General features: G+C 69.6%; 18 protein-coding genes and 1 pseudogene. 11 read left to right on the top strand and 8 right to left on the bottom strand.

Annotated elements, in window-relative coordinates:
- The first annotated feature begins 10 nt into the window (after positions 1 to 10).
- From lat to W7U_RS16230, 5 genes are all read left to right on the top strand, one after another.
- Positions 11 to 1,363 (top strand): L-lysine 6-transaminase, encoded by a 1,353-nt coding sequence (gene lat, locus W7U_RS16250; protein ID WP_008259936.1) that lies wholly within the window; start codon positions 11 to 13, stop codon positions 1,361 to 1,363.
- Between the two features lie 150 nt (positions 1,364 to 1,513).
- On the top strand, positions 1,514 to 1,897 hold the full coding sequence (locus W7U_RS16245; protein ID WP_008259934.1) for a hypothetical protein: 384 nt from the start codon (positions 1,514 to 1,516) through the stop codon (positions 1,895 to 1,897).
- A gap of 54 nt (positions 1,898 to 1,951) precedes the next feature.
- The gene (usfY, locus tag W7U_RS16240) at positions 1,952 to 2,263 is read left to right on the top strand and encodes a protein UsfY (RefSeq protein ID WP_008259932.1); all 312 of its coding nucleotides are present in this window, start codon (positions 1,952 to 1,954) and stop codon (positions 2,261 to 2,263) included.
- A 431-nt stretch (positions 2,264 to 2,694) separates the two neighbouring features.
- Entirely contained in the window at positions 2,695 to 3,132 is a 438-nt protein-coding gene (locus W7U_RS16235; protein WP_008259930.1) for an ATP-binding protein, read from the top strand.
- A complete protein-coding gene (locus tag W7U_RS16230; RefSeq protein ID WP_008259929.1) occupies positions 3,129 to 3,917 on the top strand; it encodes an RNA polymerase sigma factor SigF in 789 nt (262 codons plus the stop codon). The genes W7U_RS16235 and W7U_RS16230 overlap by 4 nt, the downstream gene beginning before the upstream one ends.
- Here W7U_RS16230 and W7U_RS16225 read toward each other — a convergent pair.
- The 7 genes and pseudogenes from W7U_RS16225 to W7U_RS16195 form a co-directional block, all read right to left on the bottom strand.
- Complete coding sequence (locus W7U_RS16225; RefSeq protein ID WP_029384334.1) at positions 3,888 to 4,322, bottom strand: STAS domain-containing protein; 435 nt, start codon at positions 4,320 to 4,322, stop codon at positions 3,888 to 3,890. The genes W7U_RS16230 and W7U_RS16225 overlap by 30 nt on opposite strands.
- 193 nt (positions 4,323 to 4,515) lie before the next feature.
- A pseudogene (locus tag W7U_RS16220) lies at positions 4,516 to 6,317 on the bottom strand (acetyl/propionyl/methylcrotonyl-CoA carboxylase subunit alpha).
- A gap of 128 nt (positions 6,318 to 6,445) precedes the next feature.
- Positions 6,446 to 6,865: a SufE family protein gene (locus tag W7U_RS16215; protein ID WP_008259926.1), complete on the bottom strand. Its 420-nt coding sequence runs from the start codon at positions 6,863 to 6,865 to the stop codon at positions 6,446 to 6,448.
- Between the two features lie 10 nt (positions 6,866 to 6,875).
- Entirely contained in the window at positions 6,876 to 7,775 is a 900-nt protein-coding gene (locus tag W7U_RS16210; protein ID WP_008259924.1) for a sulfurtransferase, read from the bottom strand.
- Between the two features lie 110 nt (positions 7,776 to 7,885).
- Positions 7,886 to 8,542 (bottom strand): nucleoside triphosphate pyrophosphatase, encoded by a 657-nt coding sequence (locus W7U_RS16205; RefSeq protein ID WP_008259923.1) that lies wholly within the window; start codon positions 8,540 to 8,542, stop codon positions 7,886 to 7,888.
- The gene (locus W7U_RS16200) at positions 8,539 to 8,793 is read right to left on the bottom strand and encodes an acyl-CoA carboxylase subunit epsilon (protein ID WP_008259922.1); all 255 of its coding nucleotides are present in this window, start codon (positions 8,791 to 8,793) and stop codon (positions 8,539 to 8,541) included. The genes W7U_RS16205 and W7U_RS16200 overlap by 4 nt, the downstream gene beginning before the upstream one ends.
- Positions 8,790 to 10,430: an acyl-CoA carboxylase subunit beta gene (locus W7U_RS16195; RefSeq protein WP_008259921.1), complete on the bottom strand. Its 1,641-nt coding sequence runs from the start codon at positions 10,428 to 10,430 to the stop codon at positions 8,790 to 8,792. Before W7U_RS16195 ends, W7U_RS16200 begins: the two co-directional genes overlap by 4 nt.
- Positions 10,431 to 10,469: 39 nt before the next feature.
- On the opposite strand from W7U_RS16195, the gene W7U_RS16190 reads away from it, so the two are divergent.
- Genes W7U_RS16190 through W7U_RS16180 form a run of 3 tightly spaced genes read left to right on the top strand, consistent with a single transcriptional unit; the run spans position 10,470 to position 13,425 of the window.
- Positions 10,470 to 12,023 (top strand): FAD-binding protein, encoded by a 1,554-nt coding sequence (locus W7U_RS16190; RefSeq protein ID WP_008259920.1) that lies wholly within the window; start codon positions 10,470 to 10,472, stop codon positions 12,021 to 12,023.
- A gap of 17 nt (positions 12,024 to 12,040) precedes the next feature.
- Positions 12,041 to 12,874, top strand: a complete 834-nt coding sequence (locus W7U_RS16185) for a biotin--[acetyl-CoA-carboxylase] ligase (RefSeq protein ID WP_008259913.1) — start codon at positions 12,041 to 12,043, stop codon at positions 12,872 to 12,874.
- Between the two features lie 32 nt (positions 12,875 to 12,906).
- Positions 12,907 to 13,425, top strand: coding sequence for a PH domain-containing protein (locus W7U_RS16180; protein ID WP_008259908.1), 519 nt, complete (start codon positions 12,907 to 12,909; stop codon positions 13,423 to 13,425).
- On the opposite strand, the gene W7U_RS16175 is transcribed toward W7U_RS16180, so the two are convergent.
- A complete protein-coding gene (locus W7U_RS16175) occupies positions 13,380 to 14,039 on the bottom strand; it encodes a GtrA family protein (RefSeq protein WP_008259906.1) in 660 nt (219 codons plus the stop codon). The genes W7U_RS16180 and W7U_RS16175 overlap by 46 nt on opposite strands.
- Positions 14,040 to 14,246: 207 nt before the next feature.
- Between W7U_RS16175 and W7U_RS16170 the strand changes: the two genes are divergently transcribed.
- From W7U_RS16170 to W7U_RS16160, 3 genes are all read left to right on the top strand, one after another.
- Entirely contained in the window at positions 14,247 to 15,428 is a 1,182-nt protein-coding gene (locus W7U_RS16170) for a 5-(carboxyamino)imidazole ribonucleotide synthase (protein ID WP_036429468.1), read from the top strand.
- Positions 15,421 to 15,939 carry a 5-(carboxyamino)imidazole ribonucleotide mutase gene (gene purE, locus W7U_RS16165; protein ID WP_008259902.1) on the top strand — a complete coding sequence of 173 codons (519 nt, stop codon included), beginning with the start codon at positions 15,421 to 15,423 and terminating at the stop codon, positions 15,937 to 15,939. The genes W7U_RS16170 and purE overlap by 8 nt, the downstream gene beginning before the upstream one ends.
- 83 nt (positions 15,940 to 16,022) lie before the next feature.
- Complete coding sequence (locus tag W7U_RS16160; protein ID WP_008259901.1) at positions 16,023 to 17,192, top strand: acyl-CoA dehydrogenase; 1,170 nt, start codon at positions 16,023 to 16,025, stop codon at positions 17,190 to 17,192.
- Positions 17,193 to 17,415: the final 223 nt, after the last annotated feature.

Raw genomic sequence — 17,415 nt, 5'->3', positions numbered from 1 at the left:
CATGGGCGTCATGACGGCCGCCCTGGAACGTTTCGACCGCGCCGGTCGCCGCCCGGACGCCGACCGGGATCCCGGCCGCGTCCATGAGGTGCTGGCGCGCAGCATGCTGATCGACGGCTTCGACTTCGTCCTGGATCTGGACCGCTCGCGCGGCTCCTACCTCTATGACGCCCGCGACGGCCGGCGCTACCTCGACATGTTCTCGTTCTTCGCCTCCTCGGCTTTGGGCATGAACCACCCGGCGCTGGCCGGCGACGACGCATTCCGGGCGGAGCTCGTCGCCGCCGCGCTGAACAAGCCCAGCAATTCCGACGTGTACTCGGTGGCGATGGCCCGTTTCGTCGAGACGTTCGCCCGGGTGCTGGGCGACCCGGCGCTGCCGCACCTGTTCTTCGTCGACGGCGGGGCGCTCGCGGTGGAGAACGCGCTCAAGGTGGCGTTCGACTGGAAGAGCCGGTTCAACGAGGCGCGCGGCCTCGACCCCGCGCTGGGCACCCGGGTGCTGCACCTGCGCGGCGCCTTCCACGGCCGCAGCGGCTACACGCTGTCGCTGACCAACACCAACCCGGTCACCGTGGATCGCTTCCCCACGTTCGACTGGCCGCGCATCGACGCCCCCTATATCCGGCCGGGGGCCGACGTGGCCGCGCTCGAGGCCGCGTCGCTGGCCCAGGCCCGCGCGGCCTTCGAGGCCCACCCGCACGACATCGCCTGCTTTGTGGCCGAACCGATCCAGGGCGAAGGCGGGGACCGCCACTTCCGGCCGGAGTTCTTCGCCGCCATGCGCGAGCTGTGCGACCGGCACGATGCGCTGCTGATCTTCGACGAGGTTCAGACCGGTTGCGGCCTGACCGGAACCGCTTGGGCCTACCGGCAATTCGGCGTGCAACCCGACGTGGTCGCATTCGGCAAGAAGACCCAGGTGTGCGGCATCATGGCGGGCCGCCGCGTCGACGAGGTCGCCGACAACGTGTTCGCGGTGCCGTCCCGGCTGAACTCCACGTGGGGCGGCAACCTGGCCGACATGGTGCGCGCCCGCCGCATCCTGGAGGTGATCGAGGCCGACGAACTCTTCGATCGCGCCGCCGCCCAGGGCGCCTACCTGCTGGGCTGCCTCGAGCAACTCGCCGCCGAGTTCCCCGGCGTCGTCCTCGAGCCCCGCGGCCGCGGGCTGATGTGCGCGTTCAGCCTGCCGAGCGCCGCCGACCGCGACGAGCTGATCCGCCGGCTGTGGCGGCGCGCGGTGATCGTGCTGCCCTCGGGCCGCGACGGCGTCCGGTTCCGCCCGGCGCTGACCGTCACGCGCGCCGAGATCGACGCCGCGATGCGGGCCATTCGCGGCGCCCTGACCGACCGGCCCTGACGGCCTGACCAGAGCCCCGGGCCGTTTGCCCCGGTTTGTCCGGGGGTATTTCTTAGACCCGCCGCCGGGGGGCGTCGCCGCGAGGGTTGTAACCAAAACGACGCGGCTAGCGATGAACGTAGGCGGGCCGAATCCGGGGAGGTGAGGACGATGCAGAAAGCAGGCCAGCGACCAGGCGGTGACCGCCTGGGACAGGAAGACCGCGAGGTGCTCGCCGCCGTCCGGTTCGCCGCCGCGGCGACGGCCGGCGCCGTCGGCTTCCTGCTGATCGCCGCGGTGTGGGTGAGCACGTGTCCGGCCGGGGGCGTCGACACGGTGGCCTGCGGCCCGCCGCAGCGCACCCTGCTGGCGATCGGCGGTCCGATGATCGCGCTGGCCGGCGGGATCTGGGCGTTCGTGCGCACCTACCGCGTGTGGAAGGCCCGCGGAACCTGGTGGGGGTGGCAGGGCGCCGGGTGGTTCCTGCTGACCGTCATGGCGCTGATGGTCGCCATGGGCGTCGCCCCGATCGCCGGTCCGGTGCTGGCTCTTTAGGTTTGCCTCCCCGGGATCTAACGTTGATGGTGCGCTGAGGAGCAGGGAGCAGCCATGGGAGACACCTATCACGACCCCGTCGACCATCTCAGGACCACGCGGCCGCTCGCCGGCGAGTCGCTGATCGACGTCCTGCACTGGCCGGGGTACCTGTTGGTGGTCGCGGGGGTGATCGGCACCTGCGGGAGCCTGGCGGCCTTCGCGACCGGACACCACCATGAGGGCATGACCGCGGGCGTCACCGCCGTCGTCGCCGCGGTGCTGGGTCTGATCTGGCTGGGCTTGGAGCACCGGCGGATACGCAGGCTCGCGGATCGCTGGTACTCCGAACATCCCGAGGTGCTGCGGCAAAGGCCCGCCAGCTAGGGGGCCGTCCGCGCATGCGGCGCCCCGCTTTTCCCGGGTGACCTGCCACGACGTCGCCCGCGGTCAGATCCTGCCGGAAACCCGAATCCGAGATTACGGGCGCCGTCGAGTGGGTATCAGGTGTGCACCATGATGAGTGCCGAAACGGTTGCGTTTGCTTGGACAAAAATGGCGTCACCCCATCATGGGGGACAGAAACACGAGCACATCGACATAAATGCCCACTGCGACCACCAGCAAGACGATCAGCGTGACCCCGGCGATTACTGCGACGCGCCTAAGCCGGCGCGTCCGGTCTGTATCGGTCGCGTCAGGCCCGTCCATGGCGGGCCGGATACCCGGCGGCGATCATGACTGACCGGCTCGAACGCACGGTCCACGGCGGGCTGCGGAGCAGTAGTAGTGTCAGTCAAACCATGCCGGGAGACCATATGAACGATGCTGGATCGCACGCTAACAAGCGTCCGCGCGGCCATCGCGCCGTCGAACTTCACGTCGCAGCTCGGCTGGAGAACCTCGCGATGCTGCGCACCCTGGTCGGCGCGATCGGCACCTTCGAGGACCTGGATTTCGATGCGGTGGCGGACCTGCGACTCGCGGTCGATGAGGTGTGCACCAGGTTGATTCGCTCGGCCACTCCCGACGCGACGCTGAGCGTCGTGGTCGATCCGCAGGACGACCAATTGGTGGTGGAGGCTTCCGCGGCATGCGACACCCACGATGTGGTGTCGCCCGGCAGCTTCAGTTGGCATGTGCTGACGTCGTTGGCCGACGACGTGCAGACTTTTCACGATGGTCGCGAACCCAATGAAACCGGCAGTGTTTTCGGCATCACACTGACGGCGCGACGGGCGGCCTCCAGCAGGTGACACCGCGAGCTGCCGGCGGTTCGGTCTCGCGTCCGAACGAGTACGCCGATGTTCCGGACATGTTCCGTGAGTTGGCCTCCGTCGCGGCCGATTCCATGGAACTTCAGCGCCAACGGGACAAGATCGTCGAGCGCTGCCTTCCGCTGGCCGACCACATCGCGCGCCGCTTCGAGGGCCGCGGCGAGCCGCGCGACGACCTCGTCCAGGTGGCGCGCGTCGGGTTGGTCAACGCGGTGGTGCGTTTCGACGTCGACGCCGGCTCCGACTTCGTTTCGTTCGCGGTGCCCACGATCATGGGCGAGGTCCGCCGCCACTTCCGCGACAACAGCTGGTCGGTCAAGGTGCCACGGCGCCTCAAGGAACTGCACTTGCGGCTCGGCACCGCCACCGCCGATCTGTCCCAACGGCTGGGCCGTGCGCCCACCGCGACCGAACTCGCCGCCGAGCTCGAGATGGACCGCGAAGAGGTGGTCGAGGGCCTGGTCGCCGGCAGCTCCTACAACACCTTGTCGATCGACAGTGGGGGCGGGGGCGAGGAAGAGGAAGCTCGCGCGATCGCCGACACCCTCGGCGACGTGGACACCGGCCTGGACCGCATCGAAGACCAGGAATCGTTGCGCCCGTTGCTCGAGGCGCTGCCCGAGCGGGAACGAACGGTGTTGGTGCTGCGGTTCTTCGAGTCGATGACGCAGACGCAGATCGCCGAGCGGGTCGGCATCTCACAGATGCACGTCTCGCGCCTACTGGCGAAATCGCTAACGCGGCTGCGGGACCAATTGCAATAGCGGCCGGGGGTTTTCGCCCTCATCGACCCGCAGCGGCTCGAGCAGCGGCTCGGCCTTCGGCGTCGTCACCGGGAGCGTGCCGTCCGGATCGCAGACGCGCAGCAACCTCGACACCGCCGGGCTCGGCGCCATGGCCCACGACACCTGCGCGGCCGAGCACACCACGTTGATCCGGTGCAGGGTCGAAAAGCCCGCGGTGCCAATGAACTTCAGGCCGCGCAGGTCGAGGATCACCCGCCGGGAGCGGTTGACGCTCTGTTGGACGTACGCGGCGAGCTGATCCGCATTGGCCGCGTCGAGCTCACCGTCGACCGTGATCAGGGTGCCCGTCGGGCCCCACCGGGCGGTGAACTGCGCCGTGCGGCTTTGTTGCCACGATTGCGCCACAGACATTGCTGACTCCATCCGTGCGGAGGATTCCTGCTGTGGAATACGTCAGCCGACTGCAAAAAGTTCGCAGAAGCAGGGAGTTTCGCCTGTCCCCACGCCAACAACGTACCCCGGGCGGCGGCTGTGAACTCAACCTTGCCCGCCACCCTACTCGTGGTGGCCAGGGGCGACAACGCTCCCGGTGATCCCGGTGAAGTCCGTCGGGCCGCTACTTGATCTCGGCCAGCACCGTGCCCTGCGTGATGGCCGCGCCGGGCTCGACCGCGAGCCCGGTGATGACGCCGTCCTTGTGCGCGGTGACCGGGTTCTCCATCTTCATCGCCTCGAGGACCACCACCAGGTCGCCGGCGGCAACCTCCTGGCCCTCCTCGACGGCGACCTTGACCACGGTGCCCTGCATGGGCGCGGTGACCGCGTCGCCGGAGGCGGCCGCACCGGCGTGCGCCCCCCGCTTGCGGGCCTTGGGCTTCTTGCGGATGACACCCGCCTCGCCGCCGCCGGAGCCCCCGCCCGACAGCGCCAGGTCACCGGGCAGCGACACCTCGAGCCGGCGGCCGCCGACCTCCACGACGACCTTCTGGCGGGGCCGGGCGTCGGCTTCGTCGTCCAGGGGCTCGCCGGCGGTGAACGGTTCGATGGTGTTGTCCCACTCGGTCTCGATCCAGCGCGTGTGGACCGAGAAGCTCTCGCCGTCACCGATGAACGCCGGGTCACTCACGACGGCGCGGTGGAACGGGATGACCGTGGCGAGCCCCTCGACGTGGAATTCGTCCAGGGCGCGACGGGAGCGGGCGAGGGCCTCCTCGCGGGTGGCGCCGTACACGATCAGCTTGGACAGCATGGAGTCGAATTGTCCGCCGATGACCGAACCGGCCTCGACGCCCGAATCCAGCCGGACGCCGGGCCCGGTCGGGATGTCGTAGCGGGTGACCGGGCCGGGAGCCGGCAGGAAGCCTCGCCCGGCGTCCTCGCCGTTGATCCGGAACTCGATGGCGTGCCCGCGCGGGTGGGGTCCTCGGTGAGGTCCAGCTTCTCGCCGTTGGCGATCTTGAACTGCTGCAGCACCAGGTCGATGCCGGCGGTCTCCTCGGTGACCGGGTGCTCGACCTGCAGGCGCGTGTTGACCTCCAGGAAGGAGATCAGGCCGTCCTGGCCGACCAGGTATTCGACGGTCCCGGCGCCGTAGTAGTGGGCCTCCTTGCAGATCCGCTTGGCCGATTCGTGGATCTCCTTGCGCTGGGCGTCGGTCAGGAACGGCGCGGGCGCCTCCTCCACCAGCTTCTGGAACCGGCGCTGCAGCGAGCAGTCGCGGGTGCCGGCGACGATGACGTTGCCGTGCTGGTCGGCGATCACCTGCGCCTCCACGTGGCGCGGCTTGTCCAGGTAGCGCTCGACGAAGCACTCGCCGCGGCCGAACGCCGCGACGGCCTCACGCACGGCCGACTCGTAGAGGTGCGGGATCTCCTCGATGGTGCGGGCCACCTTCATGCCGCGGCCGCCGCCGCCGAAGGCGGCCTTGATCGCGATCGGCACGCCGTACTCCTTGGCGAATGCCACCACCTCGTCGGCGTCCTTGACCGGGTCGGGGGTGCCGGGCACCAACGGCGCCTGGGCGCGGGCGGCGATGTGGCGGGCGGTGACCTTGTCACCGAGGTCGCGGATGGACTGCGGGCTGGGGCCGATCCAGATCAGGCCCGCGTCGAGCACAGCCTGAGCGAAATCGGCGTTCTCCGAGAGGAACCCGTAGCCGGGGTGCACGGCGTTGGCGCCGGACTTGGCCGCCGCGTCGAGGAGCTTGCCGAAGTCCAGGTAGGACTCCGCGGACGTCTGTCCGCCCAACGCGAACGCCTCGTCGGCCAGCCGCACGTGCGGCGCGTCGGCGTCGGGTTCGGCGTACACCGCCACGCTGGACAGGCCCGCGTCGCGGGCCGCGCGGATCACCCGGACAGCGATCTCGCCGCGGTTGGCGACGAGGACTTTGGAGATCCTCGAGCTGGCGTGACTGGCCACAGCGCCTCCTGTATGGCATCGGTCGCAGACGTATTTCTGCGGGGCTTCTCTAAGAGAATTTCTTACAACGAGTTCTCGGGAAGTCTAAGCGCCGCGCCGTTGGGCCCGACGAGGCGGTCCACCTTTTTTCAGGTCGACTCGCGCAGCCTGCGCTTGATGCGGGCGAGCATCGCCGACAGGCCGCGCAACCGCAGCGGGCTGATCAGCGCGGCCAACCCGAGGTCGTCGTAGAAATCCTCGGGCACGGCCAGGATTTCGGCGGCGGGCTGCTCGTCCAGCCCGGTGGCCAGGATCGACGCGAAGCCCCGCGTGGTGGGCGATTCGGCGGGCGCGCTGAAGTGCAACCGCACCCGGTTCGGGTCGCTGGCGTCGACGTGCAGAAACAGCGGCGTCTGGCACTCGGGCACCGGCTCCATGGCCTGCTCTTCGAGCTCGGGCGGCAGGTCCGGCAGCTCGTCGGCGAATTCCAGCAGCAGCTTCAGCTTGTCCTGGCCCTCGACCTCGGCGAAGTCGGAGACCACCTCGGCCAGCGGCGCGGGCATGCTCATGGCGCACCCATCAGACGGAAACGGTCGGGGCCTGTCCCGGTTCTGGGCCCGCGACGATCGGGGTGCGCACGGTGTTGCCCCACTCGGTCCACGACCCGTCGTAGTTGCGCACGCCGGGCTTGCCCAGCAGGTGCGTCAGGACGAACCACGTGTGGCTGGACCGTTCGCCGATGCGGCAGTACACGACGGTCTTGTCGTCGGGCTCGAGGAAGCCGTAGAGCTCCTCGAGTTCCTCGCGGCTGCGGAAGCGGCCGCTTTCGTCGACCGCCTTGGCCCACGGGATCGACCGGGCGGTGGGGATGTGGCCGCCGCGCAGCACGCCCTCCTCGGGGTATTCGGGCATGTGTGTGCGTTTGCCGGTGTACTCGTCCGGCGAGCGCACGTCGATCAGCGGCTGGCTGCCGAGGATCCCCAGCACGTCGTCCTTGAAGGCGCGGATGGGCTCGTCGTTGCGCGTGACGACGGGGTAGCCGGTGGACGTCTTGGTGGGGACGTCCAGCGTGGTCTCCCGGCGTTCGGCCAGCCACAGGTCGCGGCCGCCGTTGAGCAGGCGCACGTCCGGGTGACCGAACAAGGTGAACACCCACAGCGCGTAGGCGGCCCACCAGTTGCTCTTGTCGCCGTAGATCACCACGGTGTCGTCGCGGGCGATGCCCTTGCGGTCCATCAACTCCGCGAACTGCGCACCGTCGATGTAGTCGCGGACCCGGGGGTCGTTGAGGTCGGTGTGCCAGTCGACTTTCACCGCACCGGGGATGTGGCCCACGTCGTAGAGCAGCACGTCCTCGTCGGACTCGACGATCACCAGGCCGGGGGTGCCCAGGTGGGCCGACAGCCAGTCGGCGGTGACCAGTCGCTCGGGGTGGGCGTAGTTCGACAGTGTCGGGCTTGGATCGGGGGGTAATGCCACGCTGCCGAGCCTACTCATCCCGGGATTTCGTCACCAACGTCGACTAGTTGCCGCGGGCCGCCGCGACACATCAACGAGGGCGACGACACGCCGTCGCGGATCGCCGTGGTTTATGTCTCGCCGGCGCCGGTGGTCGAGTCGCCGGCCCACAGCGCGGCCACCGACAGCCCGGCCCGCCCCAGCAGGCGCCGCAGCAGCGGCAGGCTCACGCCGATCACGTTCGACGGGTCGCCGTCGATGCCGTCGACGAACCAGCCGCCCAGGCCGTCGAGGGTGAAGCCGCCCGCCACGTGCCACGGTTCGCCGCCGGCCACGTAGGCGCGCAGATCGGCGTCCGTCGGTTCGGCGAAATGAACTGTGGTGCAAGCTGATTCGACCTCGCAATGGGTGATCGCGCCGTCGGACATCCGCAGCAGGCAGTGCCCGGTGTGCAGCCCGCCGGACCGCCCGCCCATGCGGCGCCACTGGCTCGCCGCGGCGTCGGCCGATCCGGGCTTGCCGCACAGCCGGCCGTCGAGGGAAAGCATCGAATCACAGCCAAGGACAACGCAATCGGCCGCGACGGCGCCGTCCAGCCCGCCGGCGACCTGTTCGGCCTTGGCCCGGGCCAGGGCGCACACCACGTCGGGCGGCTCGGCGCCGGGTCCCAGCGCCGCCGCGACCGCGTCCTCGTCGACGCCGGACACCACGACCAGCGGGTCGACGCCCGCCTGACGCAACACCTTGAGCCGGCCGGCCGAGGCCGACGCCAGCACCAGGCGGGTCAACGCCTCATGTGCGTCATTTGCTGCATGGTCAGCCGCTGGTAGTTCGACATCGCGAACCGCAGCCGGTCGACCGGGAGGCCCCAGCGGGTCTCCTCGGGCTGTTCGGGCTCGGGCGCACCGCCGACGCAGCCCAGCACCGCGACCAGCGCGGCCACCTCCTCGACGGTGGGTTCGCCCTTGAGGATCTGGATGTGCGGCTCGTGCGGCTGCTGAGCTTCAGCGGCCGCCGCTTCGGTCTGAGTCTGGGTCACAGCGGTATGTTCCCGTGCTTCTTGGGGGGCAGGTGGGCGATCTTGCGTTCCAGCAGGCGCAGCGCCGTGCCGATGTAGCCGCGGGTGTGCGACGGCGGGATCACCGCGTCGACGTATCCGCGCTCGGCGGCGACGTACGGATTGACCAGGGTGTCCTCGTACTCCTGCTGCAGCTGCAGGCGCAGCGCGTCGACGTCCTTGCCCTCCTTGGCCGCCTCGGAAAGCTGCTTGCGGTAGACGAATCCGACGGCCCCGGAGGCCCCCATCACGGCGATCTGCGCCGACGGCCAGGCGATGTTGACGTCGCAGCCCATGTCCTTGGAGCCCATGACGCAGTAGGCGCCGCCGTAGGCCTTGCGGGTGATGACGGTGATCTTGGGGACGGTGGCCTCGCCGTAGGCGTACAGCAGCTTGGCGCCGCGCCGGATGATGCCGTTGTACTCTTGGCCGGTGCCCGGCAAAAAGCCCGGCACGTCGACCAGCATGATGATCGGGATGTTGAAGCAGTCGCAGGTCCGCACGAAGCGGGCCGCCTTCTCCGAGGCGTTGATGTCCAGGCAGCCGGCGAACTGCGTCGGCTGGTTGGCCACGATCCCGACCGGGCGGCCGTCGATGCGGCCGAACCCGACGACGATGTTCTGCGCGTAACCCCCCTGGACTTCCAGGAATTCGTCGTCGTCGAGGATGCGGGTGATCACCTCGTGCATGTCGTAGGGCTGGTTGGGCGAGTCCGGGATCAGCGTGTCCAGCTCGAGGTCCTCCTCGGTGAGGTTGTCCTCGATGGCGCCGGGCGGGTGCGGCTCGGCGTAGCGGGGCGGGTCGGTCGCGTTGTTGGGCGGCAGGTAGCTCAGCAGGTCGCGGACCCAGTCGAAGGCGTCCTGCTCACCGGAGGCGACGTAGTGCAGCGTGCCCGACTTGGCCATGTGGGTGTGGGCGCCGCCCAGCTCCTCCATGGTGACGTCCTCGCCGGTGACGGTCTTGATGACGTCGGGCCCGGTGATGAACATCTGGCTGGTCTGGTCGACCATGACCACGAAGTCGGTCAGCGCGGGGGAGTAGACGTGCCCACCGGCGGCGGCCCCCATGATCAGCGAGATCTGCGGGATGACGCCGGAGGCCAGGATGTTGTTGCGGAAGATGCGGCTGTAGAGGCCGAGCGAGACGACGCCCTCCTGGATGCGCGCCCCCGCGCCGTCGTTGATGCCGATCAGTGGGCGCCCGGTCTTGATCGCCAGCTCCTGGACCTTGACGATCTTCTCGCCGTACACCTCGCCTAGGCTGCCGCCGAACACGGTGGCGTCCTGGCTGAAGATGCACACGTCGCGGCCGTCGATGGTGCCGTAGCCGGTGATCACGCCGTCGCCCAGCGGGCGGTTGTTCTCCAGGCCGAAGTTCTTGCTGCGGTGGCGGGCCAGCGCGTCGAGCTCGACGAACGAGTCCTCGTCGAGCAGGGCGAGGATGCGCTCGCGGGCGGTCAGCTTGCCCTTGGCGTGCACCTTCTCGACGGCCTCTTCACCCACCGGGTGCAGCGACTCCTCGCGGCGCTTGTGCAGTTCGGCCAGCTTGCCGGCGGTGGTGTGGATGTCGATGGTGTGTTCGGCGGCGGGTTCCGCGGTGTGGTCGGTAACGCTCGTCATGGGAGTCGAGCTTAGCGGCGCGGATAGGCTGCGCTGACTATGGGCACGGTGGACTGGAAGGCCGAATGCGACGTACTGGTCGCGGGATCGGGCGGCGGCGGCGTCACCGGCGCGTACACCGCGGCGCGCGAAGGCCTTGACGTGCTCCTGGTCGAGGCGACCGACAAGTTCGGTGGCACCACCGCGTACTCCGGCGGGGGCGGCGTGTGGTTCCCGTGCAATCCGGTGCTGCTGCGCGCCGGCACCGACGACACCATCGAGGACGCGCTCACCTACTACCGCGCCGTGGTCGGCGATCGCACCCCGCGCGAGCTGCAGGAAACCTACGTCCGCGGCGGCGCGCCGCTGATCGAGTACCTGGAGGCCGACCCGAACCTGAAGTTCGTGCCGCTGCCGTGGCCCGACTACTACGGCAAGGCGCCCAAGGCGCGCCTCGACGGCCAGCGTCACATCGCGGCCAAGCCTCTGGCGGTGGCCGCCGCCCCCGAATTCCGCGACGCGATCCGCGGGCCGCTGGACACCGACCGGCTCGGCGCCGAACCGCCGTCGGACTACTACGTCGGGGGCCGCGCGCTGATCGCCCGATTCCTCAAGGCCATCGGCGAGTACCCGAGCGCGTCGCTGCAGCGCGACACCGCACTGGTCGACCTCGTGGTAGACGAGGGCCGCGTGACGGGAGCGATCGTCGAGACCGGCGGGCAGCGCCGCGCCATCCGCGCCCGCCGGGGAGTGCTGCTGGCCGCCGGCGGCTTCGAGGGCAACGACGAGCTCCGGCGAAAGTACGGGGTGCCGGGCAGCGCGCGAGACACCATGGGGGGCCCGGGAAGTCGCGGTCTGGCGCTGCAGGCCGGCATCGCCGCGGGCGCGGACACCGACCTACTGGACCAGGCCTGGTGGTCGCCGGGCATGACCCACCCCGACGGCCGGTCCGCCTTCGCGCTGTGGTTCACCGGCGGCATCTTCGTCAACCAGGACGGCGACCGGTTCGTCAACGAGTCCCGGGCCTACGACCGGGCCGGCCGCGAGATCATCGCGCAACTGCAGGACGGCTCAATCACGTTGCCGTACTGGATGATCTACGACGACTCCGAGGGCGAGGTGCCGCCGGTCAAGGCGGCCAACGTCTCCATCGTCGAGACCGAGAAGTACGTCGCCGCCGGCCTGTGGCACTCCGCGGACACCCTCGAGGAGCTGGCCGCCAAGATCGGGGTGCCGGGCGAGCGGCTGGCGGCAACGGTGAAGCGGTTCAACGGTTTTGCCGCCTCCGGCGTCGACGAGGACTTCGGCCGCGGTGACGAGGCATTCGATCGTGCGTTCTCGGCGGGCGCCTCGCCGCTGGTGCCCATCGACTCGCCGCCCTATCACGCCGCGGCGTTCGGCATCTCGGACCTGGGCACCAAAGGCGGCCTGCGCACCGACGCCGCGGCGCGGGTGCTCGACACGTCCGGCCACCCGATTCCGGGCCTGTACGCGGCGGGCAACACGATGGCCGCGCCCAGCGGCACCGCGTATCCCGGTGGGGGCAACCCGATCGGAACCAGCATGCTGTTCAGCCACCTGGCCGTCCTGGACATGCGCGACCGTCGGTCCTGAGTTCTAGGCTGGGTCCGGTGACAGACCGAGATCAACTTCGAGCGCCGCTGGACGCCGCCGCGCTGCGCGCCGAGTTGATCGGCACCGGGCTGGGCTGGCGTCAGCTCGACGTCGTCGAGCAGACCGGATCCACCAACGCCGACCTGCTGGCGCGGGCGGCCCGGAGTTCAATGGGCGCCGACGTCGCCGGCGCCGTGCTGATCGCCGAGCACCAGACCGCCGGCCGCGGGCGGCACGGCCGCGGCTGGTCGGCCACCCCGCGCGCCCAGATCACCATGTCGGTCGGCGTCAGCGTCGTCGACGTCCCCAGCACCGGGTGGGGCTGGCTGCCGCTGGCCGCCGGGGTGGCGGTGGTCGACACCGTCGCCCCGCTGCTGGAAGGGTCCGGGGCCCGGGTGGGGCTCAAATGGCCCAACGACGTGCTGGCCGGGCCGGCCGATTCGCCGGGCAAGCTGGCCGGGATTCTCGCCGAGGTGGCAAAGCCGGTGGTGGTTATCGGCTTGGGGCTCAACGTGACTCAGTCCGCCGAGGAGATCGACGGCCCCGGCGCGACGTCGCTGCTCGATCTCGGCGTGGCCGAACCCGACCGCACGCGGTTGGTGTCGGACCTGCTGCGGGAGCTGGGGCGGCGGATCGTGGCCTGGCGCGCCGCGCGCGGCGCCGACTGGGCGCTGGCCGCCGACTACCGGGCGCGCAGCCTGACCCTCGGCAACCGGGTGCGCGCGCACTTGCCCGGCGGCAAGCAGATCGACGGCACCGCGACCGCCATCGACGATCAGGGCCGGTTGTGCCTGGACAGTGGCGGGCAGACCGCCGTCGTCGCGGCCGGCGATGTGGTGCATTTGCGCTAGTTCGTCGCGCCGCGAGGCTAAGGTCGGCGGGCATGGGCTATCCGGACAATGTGCTGGCCGCCGGCGAGCACGTCATCGTGCATCGGCACCCGCACTGGAAGCGGTTGATCTGGCCGGTGCTGGTTCTCATCGTGGTGACCGGGCTGGCGGCGTTCGGCTCGGGATACCTCAACTCGACGCACTGGGAGCAGCTCGCCAAGAACATCATCCACGGCGTCATCTGGGGGATCTGGCTGGTGATCGTCGGGTGGCTGACGTTGTGGCCCTTCGGAAGCTGGCTGACGACACATTTCGTGGTGACGAACCGGCGGGTGATGTTCCGGCACGGGGTGTTGACGCGCACCGGGATCGACATCCCGCTGGCCCGGATCAACAGCGTGGAATTCCGCGACCGGATCACCGAGCGAATGTTTCGCACCGGGACGCTGATCATCGAATCGGCGTCACAGGACCCCTTGGAGTTCTACGACATTCCGCGGCTGCGCGAGGTGCACGCGCTGCTGTATCACGAAGTCTTCGACACCCTCGGTTCCGAGGAATCGCCGAGCTGACCCAGGCGGCCGGCCCGATTGCGCCAGGCGCGCAGCAGGGTGACGTTTCCGCCCTCGATCTCGTCTTCGAAGATCTCGGCAATACCGCCGGCGGTGAGGGCGGATTCCAGCGCCTTGTCGGGGGTGCGGGCAAATTGGTCCGGAAATACCCAGCGGCGGAACGCCCAGAAGCGGAACGCCATCTGCAGCAGGTTTCCGATGATGTAGGCCGAGATGAAGTCGGCGAGGTTTTCCACCGCCAGCGACACCGTCGGCACGCGCAGTTGCAGCACGTAGCTGGAGAACCACAGCGGCGCCATGGACAGCAGCACCCCGACGCCGCTGAACGCGAAGAACAGCAGGGCCTCGTGGTGGCGCTCGCGGCCGCCGCGGTTGCGGAAGCTCCATTCCCGGTTCAGCACGTAGGACGCGATGACCGCCACGATCCCGGCGATCACCTTCGCGGTGACCGGTTTGGGTTCAAGAATTGTCAGCTTGAGCGTGTAGAAAATCGCCGAGTCGATGACGAACGTGGTGCCGCCGACAATGGCGAATTTGATCAGTTCGTGGTGGCGTAGCAAATAGGGCTGCAAAACCCTTGGCAGACGCGCGATCGTGGCTTCGGCGAAGGACACAACACGTCAGTGTACGGACGGACACAAATTCGACGCAAAATCGTACATAACAATTCAGTGTCAGCGCCGGTCACACGCCTTGGCGGCGGTGTGCGCGGCCGTGACACGATGATGGCCGTGCCGAGTACACGCCCCCCGGGCGCAGCCCCCCTCGAAACGCGCCCCCCGGCCGCCCGAGCCGTTCCCCGGGTCATCCCCGTCGTCGCGATGGTTGGAGGCGGTCAGCTCGCCCGGATGACCCACCAGGCGGCGATCGCCCTGGGGCAGACGCTGCGGGTGCTGGCCACCGACGCCGGCGAATCGGCCGCGCTGGTCGCCCCCGACGTGGTGATCGGTTCGCACACCGATCTCGAGGACCTGCGCCGGGTGGCCGAGGGTGCCGACGTGCTGACGTTCGATCACGAGCACGTGCCGACCGAACTGCTGGACAAGCTCGTCGCCGAGGGCGTCAACGTGGCGCCACCGCCACAGGCGCTGGTGCACGCGCAGGACAAGCTCGTGATGCGGCGGCGGTTGGAGGCCCTCGGCGTGCCGGTGCCCCGCTACGCCGAGATCCGCAGCGTCGACGAACTCGACGAGTTCGCGCGGGGGATCGCCGGGCCCGTGGTGGTGAAGGCGATCCGCGGCGGTTACGACGGGCGTGGGGTGCGGATGGCCCGCGACCCGGTGCACGCTCGCGAGATCGCGGCCGCCTTCCTGGCCGACGGCGTGCCGGTGATGGCCGAGGAGCAGGTGAACCTGCGCCGCGAGCTCTCCGCGCTGGTGGCCCGGTCGCCGTTCGGGCAAGGGGCGGCGTGGCCGGTCGTCGAGACCGTGCAGCGCGACGGGATCTGCGTGCAGGTGATCGCCCCCGCGCCGGACCTGCCCGGCGAGCAGGCCGCCGCCGCACAGCAGCTGGCGCTGCGGCTGGCGGCCGAGCTTGGCGTGGTCGGGGTGCTCGCGGTCGAGCTGTTCGAGACCGGTGACGGGTCGCTGCTCGTCAACGAGCTGGCGATGCGGCCGCACAACTCGGGGCACTGGACCATGGACGGGTCGCGCACCAGCCAGTTCGAGCAGCATCTGCGCGCGGTGCTCGACTACCCGCTCGGCGACACCGACGCGCTGGCGCCGGTGACCGTGATGGCCAACGTGCTGGGCGCCGCCGAAGCTTCCGGGCCCCCGCAGATGAGCGTCGACGAGCGGCTGCACCACCTGTTCGCGCGGATGCCCGACGCGCGGGTGCACCTGTACGGCAAGCAGGAGCGCCCCGGCCGCAAGGTCGGCCACATCAACTTCGTCGGCCTGGACCCGGCCCGCGAAAGCGTGGCGAAGCTGCGGGAACGCGCCGACCTGGCGGCACACTGGTTGTCACACGGGCAGTGGACGGACGGATGGGATCCTCATGGGTAGCGATCGGCAGGCTCGCGTCGGCGTCATCATGGGCAGCGACAGCGACTGGTCGGTGATGCAGGACGCCGCGGCGGCGCTGGCCGAGTTCGACGTGCCGGCCGAGGTCCGGGTCGTCTCGGCGCACCGCACCCCGCAGGTGATGTTCGACTACGCCCGCGACGCGGCCGGGCGCGGCATCGAGGTGATCATCGCCGGCGCCGGCGGGGCGGCGCACCTGCCCGGCATGGTCGCGTCCGCGACGCCGCTGCCGGTGATCGGCGTGCCGGTGCCGCTCGCGCGGCTCGACGGCCTGGACTCGTTGCTGTCGATCGTGCAGATGCCCGCCGGTGTCCCGGTGGCCACGGTCTCCATCGGCGGCGCCCGCAACGCCGGCCTGCTCGCCGTGCGCATCCTCGGATCGTCGGACCCGGCGCTGCGTGCCCGGATCGTCGACTTCCAGCAGCAGCTGGCCGAGACCGTGCGGGCCAAGGATGAGGCGCTGCAGCAGCGCCGGGGTAAAGTTACCGACTAGTAGCTTGGCGACGAGGCGCGCCGCGCCCGCGCAGGAGTCGGGCGGTTCGGCAGGGCGCCACAGGAGAGCGTAGGAGGCTCGAGATGGCTGGATGGGCCGGAAATCCCACCTTTGATCTGTTCCAGTTGCCCGAGGAACACACCGAATTGCGGGCGGCGATCCGCGCGCTGGCGGAAAAGGAAATCGCCCCGCACGCCGCCGACGTCGACGAGAACTCGCGCTTCCCGCAGGAGGCGCTGGAGGCCCTGAACGCGTCGGGCTTCAACGCCGTGCACGTGCCCGAGGAGTACGGCGGGCAGGGCGCCGACTCGGTGGCCGCGTGCATCGTCATCGAAGAGGTCGCCCGCGTCGACGCCTCGGCGTCGCTGATTCCCGCGGTCAACAAGCTCGGCACGATGGGGCTGATCCTGCGCGGCTCCGACGAGCTGAAAAAGCAGGTGCTGCCCTCGATCGCGGACGGCTCGGCGATGGCGTCCTACGCGCTGTCCGAGCGCGAGGCCGGCAGCGACGCCGGATCGATGCGGACCCGGGCCAAGGCCGACGGGGACGACTGGATCCTCAACGGCGCCAAATGCTGGATCACCAACGGCGGCAAGTCGAGCTGGTACACGGTGATGGCGGTGACCGATCCGGACAAGGGCGCCAATGGGATTTCGTCGTTCATGGTGCACTCCGACGACGAGGGATTCAGCGTCGGGCCCAAGGAAAAGAAGCTGGGTATCAAGGGTTCGCCGACCACCGAGCTGTACTTCGAGAACTGCCGCATCCCGGGCGACCGGATCATCGGCGAGCGGGGCACCGGTTTCAAGACGGCGCTCGCGACGCTGGACCACACCCGGCCCACCATCGGCGCGCAGGCGGTCGGCATCGCCCAGGGCGCGCTGGACGCGGCCATCGCCTACACCAAGGACCGCAAGCAGTTCGGCCGCCCGGTCAGCGACAACCAGGGCGTGCAGTTCATGCTCGCCGACATGGCGATGAAGGTGGAGTCCGCCCGGCTGATGGTGTACCACGCTGCCGCCCGCGCCGAGCGCGGCGAATCGCACCTGGGCTTCATCTCGGCGGCGTCGAAGTGCCTGGCGTCCGACGTCGCGATGGAGGTCACCACGGACGCGGTGCAGCTGTTCGGCGGCGCCGGCTACACCGTCGATTTCCCCGTCGAGCGGATGATGCGTGACGCCAAGATCACCCAGATCTACGAGGGCACCAATCAGATTCAGCGCGTGGTGATGTCGCGGGCGCTGCTGCGCTGATTCGTTCCGCGGGTCCATTGGGAAAACCCGGCCCGCACCGCATAGGATCTCCACGGCGCGTGAAGTCCAAGCCGACGGTCGGTAAACAGGCACCGGCTATCCCGTCCGACCACCGCCAACGAGCAAGGGTCTTATCGCGGCCAGGGGGTCTGCAAGTGCAGAACGTGACTTCCCACACCCGTCCACAGATGGCCGGGAATTGATTCCGGCACGTGCTCCGGTC

Origin of the sequence: Mycobacterium sp. H4Y, assembly GCF_000364405.1 — a bacterium.
Taxonomy (GTDB): domain Bacteria; phylum Actinomycetota; class Actinomycetes; order Mycobacteriales; family Mycobacteriaceae; genus Mycobacterium; species Mycobacterium intracellulare.
Note: the sequence above shows the minus strand (reverse complement) of the source record. Positions and strands in the feature narration are given on the sequence as shown.

Coding starts and splice junctions, on each gene's coding strand:
- lat (WP_008259936.1), top strand. CDS start 11: ATGACGGCCGCCCTGGAACGTTTCGACCGCGCCGGTCGCCGCCCGGAC.
- W7U_RS16245 (WP_008259934.1), top strand. CDS start 1,514: ATGCAGAAAGCAGGCCAGCGACCAGGCGGTGACCGCCTGGGACAGGAA.
- usfY (WP_008259932.1), top strand. CDS start 1,952: ATGGGAGACACCTATCACGACCCCGTCGACCATCTCAGGACCACGCGG.
- W7U_RS16235 (WP_008259930.1), top strand. CDS start 2,695: ATGAACGATGCTGGATCGCACGCTAACAAGCGTCCGCGCGGCCATCGC.
- W7U_RS16225 (WP_029384334.1), bottom strand. CDS start 4,322: ATGGAGTCAGCAATGTCTGTGGCGCAATCGTGGCAACAAAGCCGCACG.
- W7U_RS16215 (WP_008259926.1), bottom strand. CDS start 6,865: ATGAGCATGCCCGCGCCGCTGGCCGAGGTGGTCTCCGACTTCGCCGAG.
- W7U_RS16195 (WP_008259921.1), bottom strand. CDS start 10,430: ATGACGAGCGTTACCGACCACACCGCGGAACCCGCCGCCGAACACACC.
- W7U_RS16190 (WP_008259920.1), top strand. CDS start 10,470: ATGGGCACGGTGGACTGGAAGGCCGAATGCGACGTACTGGTCGCGGGA.
- W7U_RS16180 (WP_008259908.1), top strand. CDS start 12,907: ATGGGCTATCCGGACAATGTGCTGGCCGCCGGCGAGCACGTCATCGTG.
- W7U_RS16170 (WP_036429468.1), top strand. CDS start 14,247: ATGGTTGGAGGCGGTCAGCTCGCCCGGATGACCCACCAGGCGGCGATC.
- purE (WP_008259902.1), top strand. CDS start 15,421: ATGGGTAGCGATCGGCAGGCTCGCGTCGGCGTCATCATGGGCAGCGAC.
- W7U_RS16160 (WP_008259901.1), top strand. CDS start 16,023: ATGGCTGGATGGGCCGGAAATCCCACCTTTGATCTGTTCCAGTTGCCC.